Genomic DNA, 19,530 nt, shown 5'->3' with positions numbered 1-19,530 from the left:
GCGTAAATCATGTTAGACCAATTAGTAGAGATAGATAAAGAATTATTCATTTATTTAAATAGTTTAGGTACAGAAACCTGGGACAGTTTCTGGATGTTTTACACTACAAAATTTAATTGGATTCCTTTTTATGCAATTCTTGTGTACTTAATGTATAGAAAGTTAAATACTAAAATGTTTATTTTAACATTAGTAGTAGTTGCACTAATGATTACGTTCACAGATCAGGTTTCTAATTTGTTTAAAAACGTTTTTGTAAGGCGTCCAAGACCTTGCCATAACGATGAAGTTTTTAGCGTTATGCGATTAGTAAAATCTTATTGTGGCGGAAAATTTGGTTACTTCTCGGGTCATGCATCAAACTCTATGGCAGTTGCTATTTTTACGGGATTTATGCTAAAAGAAAAATATAAATATTTAATCTATTTTATGATTATTTGGGCTGCAGCTATGGGTTACAGTAGAATTTATATTGGAGTGCATTATCCTTTAGATGTGCTTTCGGGAGCATTGTTTGGTGCGCTTTCAGGTTATATATTTTATAGGTTGGATAAGTACATACAAAGTAAATTTCAATTAAAATAGTATTAAAAAACTACTTCAATTTTAAAAGATAATCAGCGGCAGCAAAAGGAGTTGTTTTATTATTTTCAATAAGTTTTAGTTGTTCAGATAATGCCTTTTTAATTTTTGGCGTATTGAAAAATTCTGATTTTAATTGCTCTTCTATAGTTTGAATAAGCCAATATTTATTTTGATCATTCCGTTTTTGGTTAAAGTAATTATTATTAGAAGTTAAGTCAATATATTCTAAAATAATCTCCCAAATAGTATCAATACCTTCATTTTTTATAGCACTGCAAACCGTTACTTTTGGTTGCCATTCTGATGATTTTTCAGGGTAGAGGTGAAGCGCTCTATTAAATTCTACTTTAGCTAGTTTTGCACGTTTTAAGTTATCACCATCTGCTTTGTTTATGGCAATAGCATCAGCCATTTCTATGATACCACGTTTTATACCTTGTAGTTCATCACCAGCTCCAGCAAGTTTTAAAAGTAAAAAGAAATCTACCATACTGTGTACGGTGGTTTCACTTTGTCCCACGCCCACCGTTTCTATAATAATTACATCAAAACCAGCAGCTTCACATAAAATAATGGATTCTCTGGTTTTACGAGCAACACCTCCCAGAGATTCTCCAGAAGCCGAAGGTCTAATAAAAGCATTTTCGTCTTTTACTAAATCTTCCATTCGGGTTTTATCTCCCAGAATACTCCCTTTTGTAATAGAACTGGTAGGGTCTATAGCAAGAACAGCAACACGTTTTCCTAAAGAGGTTAAGTGTTTACCAAAAGTTTCTATAAATGTACTTTTTCCAACGCCTGGAACTCCTGTAATACCTATTCGTATGGAATTATTTGCATGAGGTAAACAGTTTTTTAAAATCGTGTTGGCTTTATCTAAATGTTTTGGGTTTTTACTTTCTACAAGTGTAATGGCTCTACTTAATGCTGTAATATCTTTATTTAAAATAGATTTAGTTAACGAATCTGTATCAATTTCCGCTTTGCGTTTATCTTTAATTGATTTAATAGAAGTTGCATTAGTTATTTCTGATACAGAAACACCTTTTTTTTCTTCTAATGCTGATTTGTTTTTTTTGGACACGCGTAAAGAAAAGTTTGTCTAATTTACGGTTTTAGTTTTTATTTTGAATTTACATTCCAACAGATTCATAAATATAACAGATGCCACTTTCCGGATTAATAAAATATCTTGAACTATCAAATTCATTATTTTGGTCTTTTGCATAAATTATATAGCTTTCGTCAGTTTTAAACCAATTGGGTAGTGTAGTCCATTGAGACCAATCATTATTTATTGTATCAATTTCAAGTTTGTTATATTCAACAAATTCAAAAAACCATCTATTGTTTGATTTTAATTTTAGAAATAATTCATATTCTAAAGAGAAATGTGGTGATTGATAATATTCACCCTCAATCAATTCTATTTCTTCAGGAGGTTCATTTCCAGACCAATATTTAAATGCCTTTTTAGCATTTTTTGTCTTCACAGGAAAACAACTAGTAAAAAAAATCAGAAAACTAAAAAATATTAATTTTTTCATTTTTACAGTCACTAGAATTATTTAAGCGGTACAGCCACCTTAATATCATCCCAAGCCATGGTTAAAAACAGGTTATCGGTTGAGTTATCAAAAGCTATAGTGAATTGTTCTACGGTTTTATCTAATTCCTGCACAGGAACTTCAATACTTACTACATCATAATTAGGATCCCACATGGGTTTCATTTCAGCATTAACACCCCAAGAGTATTGTTTTGAGTTAAAAATAACAGTCCAAACCGAATCTTTTGGTACTGTCCAAAGTGTATATTTTCCAGAGGCTAAATGCATATTACCAACTTCTAAGTCTTTATTAGTTTCAAAAGTTGTCGCCTCATTTGCACCAGTACGCCATACTTGATTGTATGGAACTAAAGCGCCAAAAATTTCACGATTCTTTTTAAAAGGCCTATTGTAAAATACTCTAAGTTTTAAATCATTCAACTCAAATTTTACAGTGTCTTTAGGACTCAGTCGTTTTGCAAAAATATTTTCAACTAATGTTGAATACAAAAATAAGCCTAATGCTATAACGGATAGAATAATTAAAATGCGTTTCAAAAAGGTGTTCATAAAGAGCAATTTATTAAGAAGTAAAGATACTTTAAAAAGACATAATTTAAGAATTACAAACGCAAATTTCTTTAGTTTTGTTATTATTCAAATAAAAAAATATTCGTTTTTGCAACACTACCTTTTTTTAATCGTCTTTAAAACGAACTAACATAAACCAAAAGTAGAATTAGCATGTTTAAAGTTGACATTATTGAACAATGTAAACAAAACAACCGCAAAGCACAATTGCAGTTATACAACCAGTACTGCGATGGTATGTATATAGTTGCTAAACGGTTTTTAAAAGATGCTGCTGATGCTGAAGATGTGGTACAAGAAGCTTTTATAAAAGCGTTTACTAAACTACATCAATATAAAGCTGAAGTTACTTTTGGGGCATGGTTAAAACGTATTGTTATTAATAAAAGTATCGACTTTTTAAAATCTAAAAAACAACAGCTTGTTGAGTTAGAAGAGGTGCACCTAAAAGTAGTTGATACACCTAAAGATGACAAATGGTTAGTAGAAGATACAATTACATTAAACGATGTAAAAGAAGCAATTAATAAATTACCAGATAAGTATCAATATGTTGTTATGCTCTATTTAATTGAAGGTTATGACCATCAGGAAATAGCTGAGATTTTGAACATCTCAGAAGTAGCATCACGAACACAATTATCAAGAGGTAAAGTAAAATTACAAGAACTGTTAACACTAAAAAAGAATGGCACGAGACATTAGAGAGTTATTTAAAGATGATAAAATAGCACACGAGAAGATGCCAGAAAATCATCAAGATCGATTTCTTAAAAAACTGGATGAATCTCTTCCCGTAACAAAACGCTCAACATTTCTATGGATGCAAATTGCAGCTAGTGTTGTGGTGCTTTTAGGTTTAAGTTATGGTGCTTTCAAATTTTTTCAACCGCAAACAGGTGATTTACCAACAGAAGTAGTTGCAACTAATACTGTTGAAACTAAAACTCTAGGCGATATTTCGCCAGGGCTAAAAAAGGTAGAAGACTATTATTTGGCAAGTATTAATTTAGAGTTATCTAAAATGACTTATACCACAGAGACTAAAGAGTTATTTGACGACTATTTAGAACAATTAGACAAACTTGATAAAGAGTATAAACGCTTATTAGTTGATTTAACAGAATCTGGACCTAGTGAGTTAACTGTAAATGCATTAATTGATAATTTAAAATTTCGTTTAAACCTTTTGTATCGATTAAGATCGCAGTTAAAAGAATTAAACACTTCTGATGAAGGAGTAACACAATCAATCTAAAAAAAATCAAAAAATGAACAATTCTATTATAAAAATGAAATTATTCGCATTATGCTTTCTAATAACCGGAGGCTTAATAGCACAGCAAAAATTGAATAAGGTATCTCAGTCTATTAAAGTTGATAAAGATGTTGTTATTGATTTAAACACAAGCCATACCAATATTATTATTGATACTTGGAATAAAAGCACTGTTGAAATTGAAGCTTATATAGAAGGCGAAAAATTAAGTAAAGAAGAACTTGAAGATGCTTTAAAATCTTGGGATGTAGATATTGATGCTTCAACAAATGAAGTTTCAATAAGAACAAGAGGAGGAGGCTCAACACTTTGGGCTTACAGAACTAGTGATAAGGGCGATAATGAAGCTGTAAATGCTATGTTAAAAGAATTAAAGTTTGAGATAGCAGATTTACCAGAAATGAATTTCGATTTTCATTTTGAAATGCCAGAAATAGCAGAAATGCCAGAGTTTCCAGAGTTACCAGAATTGCCAGAAGGAGTTGGAGCTATAGTATTTGATTATGAAGCTTATAAAAAAGACGGTGATAAGTACCTAGAAGAATACTCTAAGAGATTTGAATCGCTTTATGGTGAAGATTATGCTAAAAAAATGGAAGCTTGGGGAGAAAAATTTGGAAAAGAATGGGGAGAGAAATATGGGAAACAAATGGAAGAATGGGCTAAAAAATTTGAAGAACAAATGAATAGTGAGGAGTATGCAAAGAAAATGGAAGCATGGGGTGAAAAGTTTGGAGAAGATTATGCTAAAAAAATGGAAGCTTGGGGTGAGCGCTATGCAGCTCAAATGGAAAGACAAGCCGAAAGAATAGAAGCACAGGTTGAACGCACTCAAGCACAAAAAGAACGATTACAAAACATGCATGAGAAGCGTGCAGAAATACATAAAAAAATGGCAAAAGAGCGTGAGAAGCGAGCTAAAGAACGTTCAATACTTGCAAAAGAACGCCAGAAAAAAGTAGAAAAGTTATTTGATGACAAATCTAATAATAATGTTAAGAAAACGATTAAAATAAAAATGCCTAAAGGCGCAAAACTTAAAGTTAATGTACGTCATGGCGAAATTGAATTTGCAGCGAATATAGATAACTTAAAAGCAGATTTATCGTATTCTAAGTTTACAGCACATAGCGTTAATGGAGGTTCTACTTCCATTAATGCTTCTTATTCTCCAGTTTATGTAACCAATTGGAATTTAGGTGAGTTAAACCTAAATTATGTTAAAGCAGCTGAGTTAAAAAATGTAAAGCATTTAGTTTTAAACACAACATCATCAAATATTGATATTGCAAACTTATCTGGAAGTGCTGTAATTGATAGTAATATTGGTGATTTAAATATTTTGAATATAGAAGATACATTCAATAATTTAAATATAATTCTTCAAAATAATGATGTAGTTATAAAGTTACCTAAAGTGCTTTATAATTTTCAATATAAAGGTACGCGTTCAAGATTTTCTTATCCAGAAAAATCTTCAAATAGTAATGTGTCTAATTTTTCTTCAGGAGATTTGGCAAGTGGTAAAAGCATTGTTGTAAATGCTAAGTATAGCAATGTGACTATGCAATAATGATCTTTTTTTACAAGATACATTAACAACTTATCCTCCAATATTCCATTTCTCTCCTAATTTTAAACCCTAATTTTTTGTACAAGGCAATGGGGCCTAAATTGTTTACATCTACATGTAAATAAGGTGTTTTATTTTTTTTAAATATTTCGTTAGAAGTATGCGTGATTAACTGTTTTGCGTAACCTTTTCCAACATGGTCTGGATGCGTAATTACCGCACTTATTTCAATAAAATTTTTGGATTGAAAACGCTCTCCTGTAACAGCTATAAGTTTTCCATTTTTAAAAATACCATAGTATGTTCCTAACTCATTTGTTTTGGCCTTAAAAAAATGAGGATACACAAGTTTAACCAAATCTATTAATTGTTCGTAATGTGATTTGTTTAGCTTTACAATTTCTTGGTTAATAGGTATTTGTAAGGGCTCGTAAATAATCATTTGATAGCCAACATACCTTACAGCAGCTTTAAAATCTTTTGGCATTTTAGGCTTATTGCCAACAATAAAAAAGTCTTTGGTTAATTTTGAGTATTCTTTTATAGCATTAGATGTGTCTGAATCATTTATAAAAGCACCAAAAGGGGCAAAATGTGGATGATAAAACTTCACATTGCCATAATCTATACACTCTTTAATATGGGTGTCTGTTAAGGCATTCCAAACCGGATTGTCCAACTCAACTTCATTTATTTTCATTTTATTTTAAGGCTCTATAATTTTTTGTTCTAATTTCTCAACAATAGTTTCTAATGGTGTTGTATAATCAAACCAAAGGGTTTCTTCGTTTTTTTTGAACCAAGTAAGTTGTCGTTTAGCAAAACGACGAGTATTTTTTTTAATTTCAGAAACAGCAAAATCTAATTCCCATTCGCCATCTAAATAATTAAATAACTCTTTATAGCCTACCGTATTTAAAGCATTTAAGTTTTTGAAAGGAAGTAAGCTTTTTACTTCTTCGAGTAAACCTTGTTGCATCATAATGTCAACACGTTTATTAATACGGTTATAAATTAGCTCTCTTTCTGCAGTAAGCCCAACGCTAATAGTTTTAAAAGGACGTTTATTTTTTTCTTTATTAAGAAATGAAGAATATGGTTTCCCAGACCCAATACAAATTTCTAAAGCTCTAATTACCCGATGTGGATTATCAATAGCTATCGATTCATATGATACTTTATCGAGTTCTTTTAGTTGTTTTTGTAGTGATTGGATACCTTCTTTTTCTAGCTTAATATTTAGTTCTTGTCTAATACTTTTATCTACCTCAGGAAAATCATCTAAACCTTTGGTAACAGCACCTACATACAAGCCAGAACCACCAACCATGATAACAATATCTTGGGTTTTAAAAAGTTGGTTTAATGTTTTAATAGCATCTTTTTCAAAAGCTCCAACATTATAATCTTCAGTAATTGATTTGTGGTGAATAAAATGATGTTTAGCAGCTGATAATTCATCTGGAGTAGGAGCAGCAGTGCCTATTTGCATTTCGCTGAAGAATTGACGAGAATCTGCCGAAATTATTTCAGAATTAAAATGATTAGCAAGTTTTATGCTTAAAGCTGTTTTACCAATGGCTGTTGGTCCAACAATGGAAATAAGATATTTATCTACTGTTTTCAGAAGTTATATTAAAATTAGTGTACAATTTCTGCTCCACAAACATAACAGTATTTAGCTTCTTTTCTAATATCGTTTGTTAAGCATTCTGGACAAGTTTTAGTATCAGGAATTAAATCTTTCTCTTTTTTAGGTTCTTTTTTTTGATTAGCAAACTCTGCAGTTACAATTCCTGTTGGTACAGCAATTATTCCATAACCAATAATCATAATTAAAGAGGCAATAAATTGCCCAAGTGAAGTAACTGGCGCAATGTCGCCATAACCAACGGTTGTTAAGGTAACTATAGCCCAATACACACTTCTTGGAATACTTGTAAATCCACTATCTTGTTCACTTTCCACTAAATACATCACCGTGCCAAGAATAATACAAAGTATTACAACAAAAGAAACAAATACTGCAATTTTAACTCTACTTGCCTTTAATGCTTTTATAAAATTATTAGATTCACCCATAAATCTAGCTAATTTTAAAATTCTAAAAACGCGCATTAAACGTAACGCTCTTAGTGCAACTAATGAGTGTGAGCCTACTAAAAAGAATGATAAATATTTAGGTACAGTAGATAGTAAATCTATAATTCCATAGAAGCTAAAAATGTACTTTTTAGGACTAGAGTTGGTAATGATTCTTAAAATATATTCTATTGTGAAAAGAATGGTAATTATCCACTCTGCAATGTTAAGAAAGTCATGATACTTTTTATCAATACTATTAACACTTTCTAGCATTACCAGTAAAATACTTGCAAGAATTACTACTAAAAGAACAAGATCAAATAACTTACCAGCAGGAGTATCTGAATGGTAAATTATTTTATAGATTCTAGCTTTCCAGTGTTTATCAAAGAAGTTTTTCATCATGTCAAATGTAACAAAAAGATTAGTTATGTTAATTATTAGATTTTAACTCAACTATCTTAACTCTTTTATTTTTCCTAATATAATTTTGAATAATATGTTGAGTATCTCTGTTGTTTTTCATGGGAGTAATGAGAGATTCTAAAACTTTAATATTATTGATTTGATAATTTAAATTAAAGAAACCTAACCCTTTAAAAATACCATTCTCAATTAAAATAGCACTGCGTTCATCAACATCTCGACCTCTGTCAATTATTACCATGTTTTTATTAGAATAACTGTTTTTGTTAATTAAAGTTTCTACACGTTTGTTGTATAATTCTGGAGATTCCTTTTGAATGCAAGCGCCTTCGCAAGTTTTTATTTCATAATTAAAACAACTGGTTTTAGTTTTATAAAGTCCTGTTAATTTTTGACAAAGACTGTAGTCTTCAACAGCTTTGGTTATAAAACTTTTTCCGCTTTGGCGATTACTAAAGGTAGTAATTGGTTTTTTTCTACCGTCTGCTACATCTATTTTTAAATTTATATAGTTGTTTTCATCTTTAAAACTATACAAAGCATGAGTAAAAATAGAACGTCTCAAGGCTCTATTAAAAATAGGCTTAACGCGTTTTATTTCTTCACTTTCTTTTAAAAGAGCAACAAGCTCGCTACCAGTTGCTTCGTAGGTTACAGTATGTACCTGAGTTTGTATTTTTTTTGATTTATGACTTGTACCAGTAAAATGCTGATTAATACGTTTTTTTATGTTGTTACTTTTACCAATGTAAATAATATCACCATTGGCATTATGAATGTAATACACTCCTGTAATTGATGGTAAATCTGCGATAATATCTAAATGCTTGGGCTCTAATTGTATTTTTGGATTTAAACGAATAGATTCCTGAATAATACTTTTATTAGAATCCTTATCTAAAAGCATTTTAAAAAGCTTAACAGTAGCCAAAGCATCACCAGATGCTCGATGTCTATCGGTTACAGGAATACCAAGTGAGCGCACTAATTTACCTAGACTATAAGAGGGTTGTTCTGGTATTAAATATTTTGAAAGTTCTACTGTACAAAGAGATTTTCGTTCATACTCAAAACCTAATCGTCTAAATTCTGTACATAAAATTCTGTAATCAAACTGAGCATTATGAGCTACAAGAATACACTCATCAGTAATTTCGACAATGCGTTTAGCTACTTCATAGAATTTTGGAGCGTTGCGCAACATACCACTATTTATACCTGTAAGATTTACTACAAATGGTTGAATGTCTCGTTCGGGGTTTACTAGGCTAATAAATTGGTCTACTACTTGATGACCATCATATTTGTAGATTGCAATTTCGGTTATTCCCTCTTCATTATACTTGCCTCCAGTGGTTTCTATGTCTAATATTGCGTACAAATATTTTAGTTAAAAGTTAAAAAGTAATAATTAAAAGTTAATTAGTTTTTGATTTCATGGTGTTAATTGTTGAAACTAACATTTTAATTAGTTCATTGTTATAACTTGTTAATTTTAGATGATTATCTAAATCAAGATAGCTAGTGTCTTTTAATAAAGATAACCAATAGTCCGTTTCGTTAGTTTCTTTTAAAGCAATACTCATTTTATTAATAAAATCTTTGTTTGATTGAGCAAATTCTGCTTCTCTAATATTTGCTCCTATAGACGTACCACTTTTCAATAATTGTCTTGATAAAGTAAATTCTTTATGTTTATATGAAATAGTTTTATAAATCTTTACAACCATAATAGCAAAATCATAGCTTTTATTTTTTAAAATAGATTCTTTCATAAAACTATTAACTTTTCACTTTTACTTATTAGTTTCGTATTCCAAATATACTACTTCCAACTCGAATCATTGTACTTCCACAGTCAATTGCTAATGGATAATCTCCACTCATTCCCATACTAATAGTTTGCAGGTTACAATTATCTAGTTTTACATCTTTTAAATTATCAAAAGTGGACTTTAATAGTTTAAATTCTTGTTCAACTTGCTTTTGGTTATCTGTAAAAGTTGCCATTCCCATAACACCAACAATATTGATGTTTTTTAATTTTGAAAAATCTTCAGATTGAATTATTTCTGATGCTTCCTGAGTTGTCATTCCAAATTTAGAATCTTCTTTAGCTATTTTTATTTGAAGCAAACAATCTATAACTCTATTATGTTTTTCAGCTTGTTTATTTATTTCTTTCAACAATTTAAAATTATCTACACCATGAATTAAACGCACAAAGCTTGCCATATATTTTACTTTATTGCGTTGTACATGTCCAATCATATGCCATTCAATATCGTTAGGCATTTGTTCATGCTTTTCAGCCATTTCCTGGATTTTGTTTTCTCCAAAAATACGCTGACCTGCATTGTAGGCTTCCATTAAATCGCTAATAGGTTTGGTTTTGGAAACAGCAACAAGTGTAACATGCTCAGGTAAGGTTGATTTTATATTGTTAAGGTTTTCTTGTATTGTCATTTTTTATTTCAATTATTCAGATTCTGAAACGAGTTCAGAATGACACAAGTGTCAAAATTCATAAATTGTTACTCCGCTGCGTAGTTTGGGCTCTATAAACGTACTTTTAGGTGGCATAGTTAAACCATTATCTGAAATAGCTTTTATTTCATCAACAGTTATGGGTACTAAACCAAATCCAACAGTGAATTCGCCATTATCTATTTTGCTTTTTATGTTTACCAAATCATTTTTTCCATGTGAATAATCTATTCGAGTATCATTACGTAAATCTGAAATACCTAGAATAGGTTCTAAAATAGTTTTAAACAGAATTTGAGTATCTAAAGCATCTAATGCGTTGTTAATTTTATAATTATGTTTTCTTAGATACAATGAGTAAAACTCACCATCTAAATACATGCTAAAATGATGTTTGTTATTTGGTTTGTATAGTTCTGAGCCTCTGTTTTCAATACGATACATCATATCTAACTTGATTAAAAAGGCTTCTTTTGAAAGTCCATTTAAGTCTTTTACTAATCTATTAAATTCATAGATTTTTAAATCAGATTCAGGAATTAAATAACTCATAAAAAAGTTATAAGGCTCATTGCCTTTATGTTGTTTGTTTTCTGATTTTAATGCTTCTGAAAGTAAAAATGACGACGCAGATCTATGATGACCATCTGCAATATATATAGTTTCAATAGCTTCAAACTCATTCTGAATAGTCTTGATAAACTCTAAATCATCAACAATCCATAAATAGTGTGTGTCTCTAAAGTGAGTGGTGAATTCAAATTCTGCTCGTTCTTTTTGGACTTCAGATATAATATTAGCAATCACATCATTATCAGGATAGGTGAGAAGTACGGGTTCTGCATTAAACCCTACAGTTTTTAGATAATCTTTAAAGATGTTTTCGCGATATTCAATAGTATCTTCATGCTTTTTAATAATATCTTTTTTGTAGTCTTCAGAGCTTGTTGCTGCTACTATACCAGAAAAGGCATTACCATCTCTATTTACAATTTTATAAATGTAGTAGTTAGGTGTATTGTCTTGAATAAAGATACCGTCCTCTTTAAACTCTTGATACCTGTTTCTTACTAAGCTATAGCGTTCTTTTCCGCTAATTTGTTTGTCGTATTTATATCCAGGATTTACAATATGTAAAAAAGAAAACGGATTGTAATCTAATCGAGCTTCTAGTTCGTCTTGTGTATAACTTTGATAGGAGCGAGAAGCAACCAAGCTTACTTTATCTCTAGTTGGTCTTATTGCTTTAAACGGAAGTACTTTTGCCATGGAATTTTAATCTGTCATTACGAGGAGTTTGGCGACGTGGTAATCTACTAGTTTTAAGTTTCAATTTAAAAGATTGCTTCATCATTCTTCCTCGCAATGACGTTTTTCTTATTTTAAAAACTGCTTAGCAACTTTTTCTGCTTTTCTACTTTCAGAATAATCATAAAAACCTTCACCAGATTTTACGCCTAATTTACCAGCTCTAACCATATTTACCAATAACGGACAAGGTGCATATTTTGGATTTTTAAAACCATCATACATCACATTTAAAATTGATAAGCATACATCTAAACCAATAAAATCGGCTAACTGTAATGGTCCCATAGGATGCGCCATACCTAATTTCATTACGGTGTCAATTTCATAAACACCCGCAACACCGTTGTATAAGGTTTCAATAGATTCATTAAGCATTGGCATTAATATTCTATTGGCTACAAAACCTGGGTAATCATTAACCTCTACAGGAGTTTTTCCTAAAGTTTTAGATAACTCCATGATAGTTTTCGTAACATCATCACCGGTGCTATAACCTCTAATAATCTCTACCAATTTCATAATTGGAACAGGATTCATAAAATGCATTCCTATTACCTTTTCTGGTCTGGAAGTAACAGCAGCTATTTGTGTAATTGAAATAGACGATGTGTTAGTTGCCAGAATAGAGTCCTTTGGGCAATCTTCATCTAACTGCTTAAAAATTTTGAGTTTTAAATCTATATTTTCAGTAGCAGCTTCAACAACTAAATGAGTGTTTTTAACACCTTCAGTGATGTTGGTGAATGTTGAAATGTTTTCAAGAGTTTGAGCCTTGTCTGCTTCAGTAATTTTTTCTTTAGCTACCATTCTGTCTAAGTTTCTAGAGATGGTATCTAATCCTTTTTTTAATGAAGCTTCACTAATATCTATAAGCTGAACTTTAAATCCGGATTGTGCAAATGTATGCGCAATACCATTTCCCATGGTTCCTGCACCTATAACTGCTATGTTTTTCATTCAGAAATGTTTTTAAAAACAATTAATAATTTGAGTTGCAACGCGTAATGCTTCGGTGCCATCGTGAAGTGACACAATAGGAGTTGTGTTAGTGTTTATAGCATCAGCAAAAGCTTCTAATTCGTCTAAAATAGCATTGTTATCTTCAATTTTAGGATTATCAAAATAGATTTGCTTTTTAACTCCTTCGGCATTTTGAAGTATCATATCAAAATCTCCAGGATTTTCTGGTGCATCTTTCATTTTTACCACTTCACACTTTTTAGTTAAAAAATCTACAGAAATATATGCGTCCTTTTGAAAGAAACGTGCTTTTCGCATTTTTTTGAGTGAAATTCTACTAGCAGTTAAGTTGGCTACACAACCATTTTCAAATTCTAATCTTGCATTTGCAATATCTGGTGTATCACTAATTACAGATACACCACTTGCCGAAACATTTTTAACCTTAGACTTTACAATGCTGAGAATGATGTCTATATCATGAATCATTAAATCTAAAACCACAGGAACGTCTGTACCTCGCGGATTAAACTCAGCCAAACGGTGTGTTTCAATAAACATAGGAGATTTAATGTGATCTTTTACCGCTAAAAAAGCTGGATTAAAACGTTCTACATGTCCAACTTGCCCGCGTAAATTATTCTCAGCTAAAAGTTCTCTTATATGTTCTGCTTCTTCAACAGTATTGGTAATTGGTTTTTCAATAAAAATATGTTTGCCTTTTGCAATGGCTTGTTTTGCACAGTCATAATGTGAAAGTGTTGGTGTTACTATATCAACCATATCAACAGCATCGATAAGCTCTTCAACTGAATTAAAGAATTTATATCCAAATTCAGCTTCAACTTTTTTACCGTTTTCTTCATCGGCATCATAAAAACCAATAAGGTTGTATTTTTTGGATTGATTTAGAAGTCTTAAATGAATTTTCCCAAGATGACCAGCACCTAGTACTCCAGCTTTTAGCATAATTTTTTACGTTTTCAACAAAAATAAGATAATTAAATAATGAATTTAGTTTATTGAGATGAATTTTTTGACTGAATGTTACCAAAAATAAATTCTGAATAAATAGTTTCAAGCTTTAAAATGTTTGACTAATTTTAGCACACCAAATGCCACCAAAAATTGAAAGACACTTTTAAGCACAAAGGATTAAGACAAAAACTTGTTAACGTAATAAAAGCCAAAGGAATAACTGATAAAAAGGTTTTAAATGCTATTGGGAAAATACCAAGACATTTATTTATGGATTCTAGTTTTTTAGATCATGCTTATCAAGATAAGGCGTTTCCTATTGCTGCAGACCAAACTATTTCGCAACCTTACACCGTAGCTTTTCAAACAGAACTTATGCAAGTAAAACGCGGCGATAAAGTTTTAGAAATTGGTACAGGAAGTGGTTATCAAACTGCTGTTTTATGCGAATTGGGAGCAAAAGTTTATAGCATTGAACGCCAACAAGAATTGTTTAAAAAAACGAGTAAGTTTTTACCCAAATTAGGGTATCGTGCCAAGAAACTTATTTTTGGTGATGGTTATAAAGGCTTAAAAGAAGAAGCACCTTTTGATAGTATAATTGTAACTGCTGGTGCGCCTTTTGTGCCAAAACCATTATTGAGCCAGTTAAAAATAGGAGGTAGACTTGTTATTCCTGTTGGTGATGATGTACAAATCATGACACTTTTTATTAGAAAAGGTGCAAAAGAATTTGAGCAACACGAATATGGTGAGTTTAGGTTTGTGCCTTTACTGGAGGATAAGAATTAATTATCTAAAATATTAGTTTCAAAACCATCAATACTTTTGGTGTTTTTTTCTTCCCAATATGAATTGATTTTTTCTTTACCTTGTTTTATAGACCATGCATTTAATTGCCCGCGTTCTTCTTTAAAATCCATAAAAGGTATAGAATAACCACAAGAGGTTTGCACTAAATCTACATCTAATTCTATAATTTGTCTGGAGCCTACATTTTCTTCAAATAAACTGATGTGTTTTTGAAATTCAGCATCGCGTTCATGATATATTTTTGCATGCCCATAAAGTCTTAAAATAAGAGGTTTACCTTCAAAAGCACAAAACATAATTGTCATTCTATGATTCTTTAATAGATGAGCAGCTGTTTCGTTACCGCTTCCAGTTAAGTTTAACCAAACTAATTTGTTTGACCCTAAAACACGAAGTGTATCATGACCTTTAGGCGATACATTTACACGACCATCTTGCGCTGCAGTACCCACAAAAAAGATTTTTTGAGCTTCTATAAACTCTTGTAGTTCTGCTGTTATTTGTGGGAGTTGTTTGCTCATGAATTTTTAATGTTACGGTAAATATGTTTCAGGAATAGGCTTTTCTTTAGATTCTTGAGTCCAGTAAATGTTAATAATCCACCAACGTTTTCCATCATTTAATAACTGAATACTATTTATACCTCGCATAAAAGGTTTTTTGTCTGATTCACTGTAAAACGATTCGTAAGTACTAAAAACTTGGGTTATATTACCAAAAGTGTCTATTTTTCGATGTATTTCTTTTTCAAAAAAACCATTTTCAACTAACCATTTTCCAGAGCCTTTTATATAGTCTTCTGGAGACATGTAACGAACTTCATAAACCCTTTCTTTATTTTTTCCAGAAGGAATTAATTTAGCATTTGGTTTAAACAAATATTTAAATTGTTTCCAGTTGCGTTTAACTCCTTTTTCTCCAGAAATAACTGCATATAAGGTTTTAATGGTACTATCTAATGATAAAACAAGAGAACTATCAACTTTGTGTTCTATTAATTCTTCTTTTATGTCTTCTGAATCCCCTTGAGCGTGAATTAGTAATGTAAAAAGACTTAAAAATAGTGTTGCAAGTATTTTTTTCATTAGGTTAGGTTTTATAAATGCAAATTAAATAATTGATTAAGACTTACAGCGTTAACCAAGTCTTAAATTATTTATATATTTTCTTGATTCTGTCCAGATTACGTTTGTTATCTCTATCCTTTATAGTTTCACGTTTATCGTATAATTTTTTACCCTTTGCTAAAGCAATTTCTAGTTTAGCAAAGCCTTTTTCGTTTATATACAAACGCAACGGAACAATAGTGAGTCCTGTATTCTGTACTTCTTTATTAAGTTTTTTAAGCTCTTTTTTGTTTAAAAGTAACTTTCTTAATGCTTTTGGTTTATGGTTGTAGTAATTTCCAAAAGCATATTCTTCAATAGTCATATTTACCACAAAAAGTTCTCCACGATCATTAAACTCACAAAAGCTTTCTGCAATAGAGGCTTTACTATTTCTAATAGATTTAATTTCGGTACCAGTTAGTACAATACCAGCTGTATACTTATCTAAAATCTCGTATAGAAAGCGTGCTTTTTTATTTTGTATGTTTATGTTTTTTTGCATGTAAGGCAAAAGTACATGAATTTTTAAAAGTTAAAGAAAAATTAATCAGTTTTAAATTCACACAAATACTATTATTTTAGCTTATATGAAAAAACTATTTTTAGTTATTAGTGCTTTAACAATTCTATCATCTTGCACCAGTGTTAAAAAATATAACGAGCAAATTACCAGTTTGCATGCTGTTGAAGATTTACATAAAGATGTAGATAAGGTTTATAAACAGCTAAAAAAGCATCATCCTAAATTATACCAATACACTTCAAAAGAGGTTTTAGATTTTAAATTTGACAGCTTAAAAAAATCTATAAATACGCCAATTGACTCTCGAGATTTTTTTAAAAAACTAGCGCCTGTTGTTACTCATGTTAGGCAAGGACATGTTTCTGTAAGTTCTGTTGGTAGATGGTTTAAAAAGAAAGAACGTAAAGCCTTAAATAAACAGAAGTTTGAATTTTACGATTTAGATTTTGAATATTTAGAAGGCAAATTATGGGTTAAAAATAACATAGGAAAAGATTCTACAATTATAGGTAATGAAGTGCTTAAAATAAATGATGAATCTGCAGTGAACTTAGTTAACACTTACAAAACACGTTTTGCTTCAGATGGATACAATACAACATTGCACAACAGATTTGTTGGAAAAGGTTTTTCTACCTTCTATTATAAAGACAAAGGGTTTATAGATAGTTTAAAAGTTACTTTTAAATCGAAAGATTCAATATTTACTAAAACCTTCAGAAGAATTTCAAAAGAGAAGAAAAATAAAGTAGATTCAGTTTCAGTTAAAAAAGTTAAGCCTAAAAAGCTATCTAAAGGAGAAAAACAAACTAGACGATTAGCGAGAAAGAAAAGAAAAAAGGATAATAAAAAATACGGTTATTTAAACAAAAGAAAACAATACACCCGAAATTTTAATTTTATAGGAAAAGATAGTAGCGTAGCTTTTATGAAAATAAGAGGCTTTACTAACGGTAATTATAAAAAGTTTTACAAAGAAAGTTTTGCAAAATTAGATTCTGCAAAAAGCAAATACTTAGTTCTAGATTTAAGAGATAATGGAGGTGGTAGAATAGCAGAAATAGATTATTTGTATTCTTATTTAGCAAATGAACCCTATCAATTTATAACAGAAAGTGAAGTAAAAACTAGAATGCCGTTTTTAAAATCTTTTATGAGCAACACAACACCTAATAGCCTTAAAGTTGTAGGTGCTTTACTTTCTCCTTTAGTAATTTCTCATAATTTACTTAAAACAAAAAAACGAGAAGGTAAACTTTATTATAGGTTTAATAAACATTCAAAAATAAAAGAACACAATCCGTTACATTTTAAAGGAAAGATTTATGTGCTGATTAATGGGAATTCATTTTCGGCATCATCACTTATATCAACACATTTAAAAGCTACAGAAAGAGCAGTTTTTGTTGGAGAAGAAACAGGAGGAGCCTATAATGGTACAGTTGCTGGCATATACAAAATATATCAATTACCAACTTCAAAGCTTAAAATTAGAATGGGATTAATGCAAATTGAAGCGCCTCAAAAACAAAATCCAGATGGCTACGGTGTTAAACCAGATATTAAAATAGAACCAACAGTAGAAGATAGAAGATTGAAAAAAGATACAGAATTAGAATGGATATTAGCAGATATTGAGAAAAATGAAGGTTAATTTTTAAATTAATAAAATTACTTTTTAAAATCTATTTTTATTGTCCTGCCATAAAAACATTTGTATTTTTGTTTCTCGTTTTTAATAGAACTACAAAATATAATTTATGAATTCATATGATGTAGCCATTATTGGCTCTGGTCCTGGAGGATATGTTGCAGCAATACGATGCGCTCAACTAGGAATGAAAACTGCACTAATTGAAAAATATTCCACTTTAGGAGGAACTTGTTTAAATGTTGGTTGTATACCAAGTAAAGCATTATTAGATTCTTCGCATCATTATGAAGAAGCAACCAAACATTTTGATGAACATGGAATTGAAATTCCTGGAGAGATTAAGGTGAATCTTGAAAAAATGATTGCACGTAAGCAAGCAGTGGTCGATCAAACTACAGGAGGAATCGATTTTTTAATGAAGAAGAATAAGATTGATGTTTATGAAGGTTTAGGTTCATTTAAAGATGCAACACATGTAAATATTGCTAAAAATGATGGTTCTTCTGAAGAAATTGAAGCTAAAAATACTATAATAGCAACAGGTAGTAAACCTTCAACTTTACCATTTATTTCAATTGATAAAGAACGCATCATAACATCTACAGAAGCATTAAAACTTAAAGAAATACCAAAACATTTATTAGTCATTGGTGGTGGTGTTATTGGTTTAGAACTTGGTCAAGTATACAAACGTCTAGGTGCTGAGGTTTCAGTAATTGAGTACATGGATCGTATTATTCCAGGAATGGATGGCGCTTTGTCTAAAGAACTTAATAAAGTTTTAAAGAAGCAGAAATTCAGTATGAATGTATCTCATAAAGTAAAATCTGTAGAGCGAAAAGGTGATGAGGTTATTGTAAAAGCAGATAATAAAAAAGGTGAGGAAGTAGAATTTAGAGGCGATTATTGTTTAGTTTCAGTAGGTCGTCGTCCTTATACTGATGGGCTAAATCTTGAAGCAGCAGGAGTTAAAATGACAGATAGAGGTCAAGTTGAAGTAAATGATCATTTACAAACTAACGTATCTAATATTTATGCAATTGGTGATGTTGTAAAAGGTGCGATGTTAGCTCATAAAGCAGAAGAAGAGGGTGTTTTTGTTGCTGAAATTTTAGCAGGACAAAAACCACATATAGATTATAACTTAATTCCAGGTGTTGTTTACACATGGCCAGAAGTGGCAGCTGTTGGTAAAACAGAAGAAGAATTAAAAGAAGCAGGAGTAGAGTATAAAGTTGGGCAATTCCCTTTTAGAGCATTAGGGCGTGCCAGAGCAAGTAACGATACCGATGGATTTGTGAAAATTTTAGCAGACAAAAATACAGATGAAGTTTTAGGTGTACACATGATTGGAGCACGTTGTGCCGATTTAATTGCAGAAGCTGTTACAGCTATGGAGTTTAGAGCTAGCGCAGAAGATATTTCTAGAATGTCTCATGCACATCCAACATTTGCAGAAGCTATTAAAGAGGCTGCTCTTGATGCTACCGATAAAAGAGCTTTACATTTTTAATCACTAGTTTTTAAATTATAAAAAAGGTGCCAAATTTGGCGCCTTTTTATTTATATAAAAGTGTGTATACGTATCAACAACTTATAAGGAAGTA

At 30.8% G+C, this 19,530-nt stretch carries 22 protein-coding genes; 7 read left to right on the top strand and 15 right to left on the bottom strand.

What is annotated here, in order from left to right:
• The first annotated feature begins 9 nt into the window (after window positions 1–9).
• Window positions 10–585 carry a phosphatase PAP2 family protein gene (locus MBM09_RS11520; RefSeq protein WP_238673876.1) on the top strand — a complete coding sequence of 192 codons (576 nt, stop codon included), beginning with the start codon at window positions 10–12 and terminating at the stop codon, window positions 583–585.
• 10 nt (window positions 586–595) lie between these two features.
• Here the strand turns inward: MBM09_RS11520 and meaB are convergent, their stop codons facing one another.
• The 3 genes from meaB to MBM09_RS11505 form a co-directional block, all read right to left on the bottom strand.
• Window positions 596–1,669, bottom strand: coding sequence for a methylmalonyl Co-A mutase-associated GTPase MeaB (gene meaB, locus MBM09_RS11515; RefSeq protein WP_238673875.1), 1,074 nt, complete (start codon window positions 1,667–1,669; stop codon window positions 596–598).
• Window positions 1,670–1,718: 49 nt separating this feature from the next.
• On the bottom strand, window positions 1,719–2,078 hold the full coding sequence (locus MBM09_RS11510; RefSeq protein ID WP_238673874.1) for a hypothetical protein: 360 nt from the start codon (window positions 2,076–2,078) through the stop codon (window positions 1,719–1,721).
• Window positions 2,079–2,149: 71 nt separating this feature from the next.
• Window positions 2,150–2,704: a DUF2911 domain-containing protein gene (locus MBM09_RS11505; RefSeq protein ID WP_238673873.1), complete on the bottom strand. Its 555-nt coding sequence runs from the start codon at window positions 2,702–2,704 to the stop codon at window positions 2,150–2,152.
• 174 nt (window positions 2,705–2,878) lie between these two features.
• Between MBM09_RS11505 and MBM09_RS11500 the strand changes: the two genes are divergently transcribed.
• The 3 genes from MBM09_RS11500 to MBM09_RS11490 are packed head-to-tail and all read left to right on the top strand — an operon-like array spanning window position 2,879 to window position 5,577.
• Complete coding sequence (locus MBM09_RS11500) at window positions 2,879–3,430, top strand: RNA polymerase sigma factor (protein ID WP_238673872.1); 552 nt, start codon at window positions 2,879–2,881, stop codon at window positions 3,428–3,430.
• Window positions 3,414–3,983 (top strand): DUF3379 domain-containing protein, encoded by a 570-nt coding sequence (locus MBM09_RS11495; RefSeq protein WP_238673871.1) that lies wholly within the window; start codon window positions 3,414–3,416, stop codon window positions 3,981–3,983. The genes MBM09_RS11500 and MBM09_RS11495 overlap by 17 nt, the downstream gene beginning before the upstream one ends.
• 13 nt (window positions 3,984–3,996) lie before the next feature.
• Window positions 3,997–5,577: a hypothetical protein gene (locus MBM09_RS11490; RefSeq protein ID WP_238673870.1), complete on the top strand. Its 1,581-nt coding sequence runs from the start codon at window positions 3,997–3,999 to the stop codon at window positions 5,575–5,577.
• A gap of 22 nt (window positions 5,578–5,599) precedes the next feature.
• Here MBM09_RS11490 and MBM09_RS11485 read toward each other — a convergent pair whose 3' ends face one another.
• The 9 genes from MBM09_RS11485 to MBM09_RS11445 form a co-directional block, all read right to left on the bottom strand.
• Window positions 5,600–6,277 (bottom strand): GNAT family N-acetyltransferase, encoded by a 678-nt coding sequence (locus tag MBM09_RS11485; RefSeq protein WP_238673869.1) that lies wholly within the window; start codon window positions 6,275–6,277, stop codon window positions 5,600–5,602.
• Between the two features lie 6 nt (window positions 6,278–6,283).
• Window positions 6,284–7,204 (bottom strand): tRNA (adenosine(37)-N6)-dimethylallyltransferase MiaA, encoded by a 921-nt coding sequence (miaA, locus tag MBM09_RS11480; protein WP_238676337.1) that lies wholly within the window; start codon window positions 7,202–7,204, stop codon window positions 6,284–6,286.
• Window positions 7,205–7,218: 14 nt separating this feature from the next.
• Entirely contained in the window at window positions 7,219–8,064 is an 846-nt protein-coding gene (locus tag MBM09_RS11475) for an ion transporter (RefSeq protein WP_238673868.1), read from the bottom strand.
• Window positions 8,065–8,095: 31 nt separating this feature from the next.
• Window positions 8,096–9,469, bottom strand: a complete 1,374-nt coding sequence (locus MBM09_RS11470) for an exonuclease domain-containing protein (protein WP_238673867.1) — start codon at window positions 9,467–9,469, stop codon at window positions 8,096–8,098.
• Between the two features lie 37 nt (window positions 9,470–9,506).
• The gene (locus tag MBM09_RS11465) at window positions 9,507–9,863 is read right to left on the bottom strand and encodes a four helix bundle protein (protein WP_238673866.1); all 357 of its coding nucleotides are present in this window, start codon (window positions 9,861–9,863) and stop codon (window positions 9,507–9,509) included.
• Between the two features lie 28 nt (window positions 9,864–9,891).
• Entirely contained in the window at window positions 9,892–10,554 is a 663-nt protein-coding gene (locus MBM09_RS11460; protein WP_238673865.1) for a YggS family pyridoxal phosphate-dependent enzyme, read from the bottom strand.
• A 51-nt stretch (window positions 10,555–10,605) separates the two neighbouring features.
• Window positions 10,606–11,844 carry a DUF1015 domain-containing protein gene (locus tag MBM09_RS11455; RefSeq protein WP_238673864.1) on the bottom strand — a complete coding sequence of 413 codons (1,239 nt, stop codon included), beginning with the start codon at window positions 11,842–11,844 and terminating at the stop codon, window positions 10,606–10,608.
• Between the two features lie 108 nt (window positions 11,845–11,952).
• The gene (locus MBM09_RS11450) at window positions 11,953–12,843 is read right to left on the bottom strand and encodes a 3-hydroxyacyl-CoA dehydrogenase family protein (RefSeq protein WP_238673863.1); all 891 of its coding nucleotides are present in this window, start codon (window positions 12,841–12,843) and stop codon (window positions 11,953–11,955) included.
• A 12-nt stretch (window positions 12,844–12,855) separates the two neighbouring features.
• Window positions 12,856–13,815 (bottom strand): Gfo/Idh/MocA family protein, encoded by a 960-nt coding sequence (locus tag MBM09_RS11445; protein ID WP_238673862.1) that lies wholly within the window; start codon window positions 13,813–13,815, stop codon window positions 12,856–12,858.
• Window positions 13,816–13,974: 159 nt separating this feature from the next.
• On the opposite strand from MBM09_RS11445, the gene MBM09_RS11440 reads away from it, so the two are divergent.
• Window positions 13,975–14,616, top strand: a complete 642-nt coding sequence (locus MBM09_RS11440) for a protein-L-isoaspartate(D-aspartate) O-methyltransferase (RefSeq protein WP_238673861.1) — start codon at window positions 13,975–13,977, stop codon at window positions 14,614–14,616.
• Here the strand turns inward: MBM09_RS11440 and MBM09_RS11435 are convergent.
• The 3 genes from MBM09_RS11435 to smpB all read right to left on the bottom strand — a co-directional run bounded on the left by MBM09_RS11435 (window position 14,613) and on the right by smpB (window position 16,248).
• Window positions 14,613–15,158, bottom strand: a complete 546-nt coding sequence (locus MBM09_RS11435) for a pyridoxamine 5'-phosphate oxidase family protein (RefSeq protein ID WP_238673860.1) — start codon at window positions 15,156–15,158, stop codon at window positions 14,613–14,615. The genes MBM09_RS11440 and MBM09_RS11435 overlap by 4 nt on opposite strands.
• A gap of 12 nt (window positions 15,159–15,170) precedes the next feature.
• Window positions 15,171–15,722 carry a hypothetical protein gene (locus MBM09_RS11430; RefSeq protein WP_238673859.1) on the bottom strand — a complete coding sequence of 184 codons (552 nt, stop codon included), beginning with the start codon at window positions 15,720–15,722 and terminating at the stop codon, window positions 15,171–15,173.
• Window positions 15,723–15,789: 67 nt separating this feature from the next.
• Complete coding sequence (smpB, locus tag MBM09_RS11425) at window positions 15,790–16,248, bottom strand: SsrA-binding protein SmpB (RefSeq protein ID WP_238673858.1); 459 nt, start codon at window positions 16,246–16,248, stop codon at window positions 15,790–15,792.
• A gap of 85 nt (window positions 16,249–16,333) precedes the next feature.
• Here smpB and MBM09_RS11420 point away from each other — a divergent pair, with 85 nt between their 5' ends.
• Complete coding sequence (locus tag MBM09_RS11420) at window positions 16,334–17,923, top strand: S41 family peptidase (RefSeq protein WP_238673857.1); 1,590 nt, start codon at window positions 16,334–16,336, stop codon at window positions 17,921–17,923.
• 106 nt (window positions 17,924–18,029) lie between these two features.
• Window positions 18,030–19,436, top strand: coding sequence for a dihydrolipoyl dehydrogenase (lpdA, locus tag MBM09_RS11415; RefSeq protein ID WP_238673856.1), 1,407 nt, complete (start codon window positions 18,030–18,032; stop codon window positions 19,434–19,436).
• Window positions 19,437–19,530 lie beyond the last annotated feature (94 nt).

Source organism: Flaviramulus sp. BrNp1-15, assembly GCF_022259695.1.
Taxonomy (GTDB): domain Bacteria; phylum Bacteroidota; class Bacteroidia; order Flavobacteriales; family Flavobacteriaceae; genus BrNp1-15.
This window is presented reverse-complemented; position numbering and strand designations above follow the sequence as displayed.

Coding starts and splice junctions, on each gene's coding strand:
- MBM09_RS11520 (WP_238673876.1), top strand. CDS start 10: ATGTTAGACCAATTAGTAGAGATAGATAAAGAATTATTCATTTATTTA.
- MBM09_RS11505 (WP_238673873.1), bottom strand. CDS start 2,704: ATGAACACCTTTTTGAAACGCATTTTAATTATTCTATCCGTTATAGCA.
- MBM09_RS11500 (WP_238673872.1), top strand. CDS start 2,879: ATGTTTAAAGTTGACATTATTGAACAATGTAAACAAAACAACCGCAAA.
- MBM09_RS11495 (WP_238673871.1), top strand. CDS start 3,414: ATGGCACGAGACATTAGAGAGTTATTTAAAGATGATAAAATAGCACAC.
- MBM09_RS11490 (WP_238673870.1), top strand. CDS start 3,997: ATGAACAATTCTATTATAAAAATGAAATTATTCGCATTATGCTTTCTA.
- MBM09_RS11485 (WP_238673869.1), bottom strand. CDS start 6,277: ATGAAAATAAATGAAGTTGAGTTGGACAATCCGGTTTGGAATGCCTTA.
- MBM09_RS11475 (WP_238673868.1), bottom strand. CDS start 8,064: ATGAAAAACTTCTTTGATAAACACTGGAAAGCTAGAATCTATAAAATA.
- MBM09_RS11465 (WP_238673866.1), bottom strand. CDS start 9,863: ATGAAAGAATCTATTTTAAAAAATAAAAGCTATGATTTTGCTATTATG.
- MBM09_RS11460 (WP_238673865.1), bottom strand. CDS start 10,554: ATGACAATACAAGAAAACCTTAACAATATAAAATCAACCTTACCTGAG.
- MBM09_RS11455 (WP_238673864.1), bottom strand. CDS start 11,844: ATGGCAAAAGTACTTCCGTTTAAAGCAATAAGACCAACTAGAGATAAA.
- MBM09_RS11450 (WP_238673863.1), bottom strand. CDS start 12,843: ATGAAAAACATAGCAGTTATAGGTGCAGGAACCATGGGAAATGGTATT.
- MBM09_RS11445 (WP_238673862.1), bottom strand. CDS start 13,815: ATGCTAAAAGCTGGAGTACTAGGTGCTGGTCATCTTGGGAAAATTCAT.
- MBM09_RS11435 (WP_238673860.1), bottom strand. CDS start 15,158: ATGAGCAAACAACTCCCACAAATAACAGCAGAACTACAAGAGTTTATA.
- MBM09_RS11430 (WP_238673859.1), bottom strand. CDS start 15,722: ATGAAAAAAATACTTGCAACACTATTTTTAAGTCTTTTTACATTACTA.
- smpB (WP_238673858.1), bottom strand. CDS start 16,248: ATGCAAAAAAACATAAACATACAAAATAAAAAAGCACGCTTTCTATAC.
- MBM09_RS11420 (WP_238673857.1), top strand. CDS start 16,334: ATGAAAAAACTATTTTTAGTTATTAGTGCTTTAACAATTCTATCATCT.
- lpdA (WP_238673856.1), top strand. CDS start 18,030: ATGAATTCATATGATGTAGCCATTATTGGCTCTGGTCCTGGAGGATAT.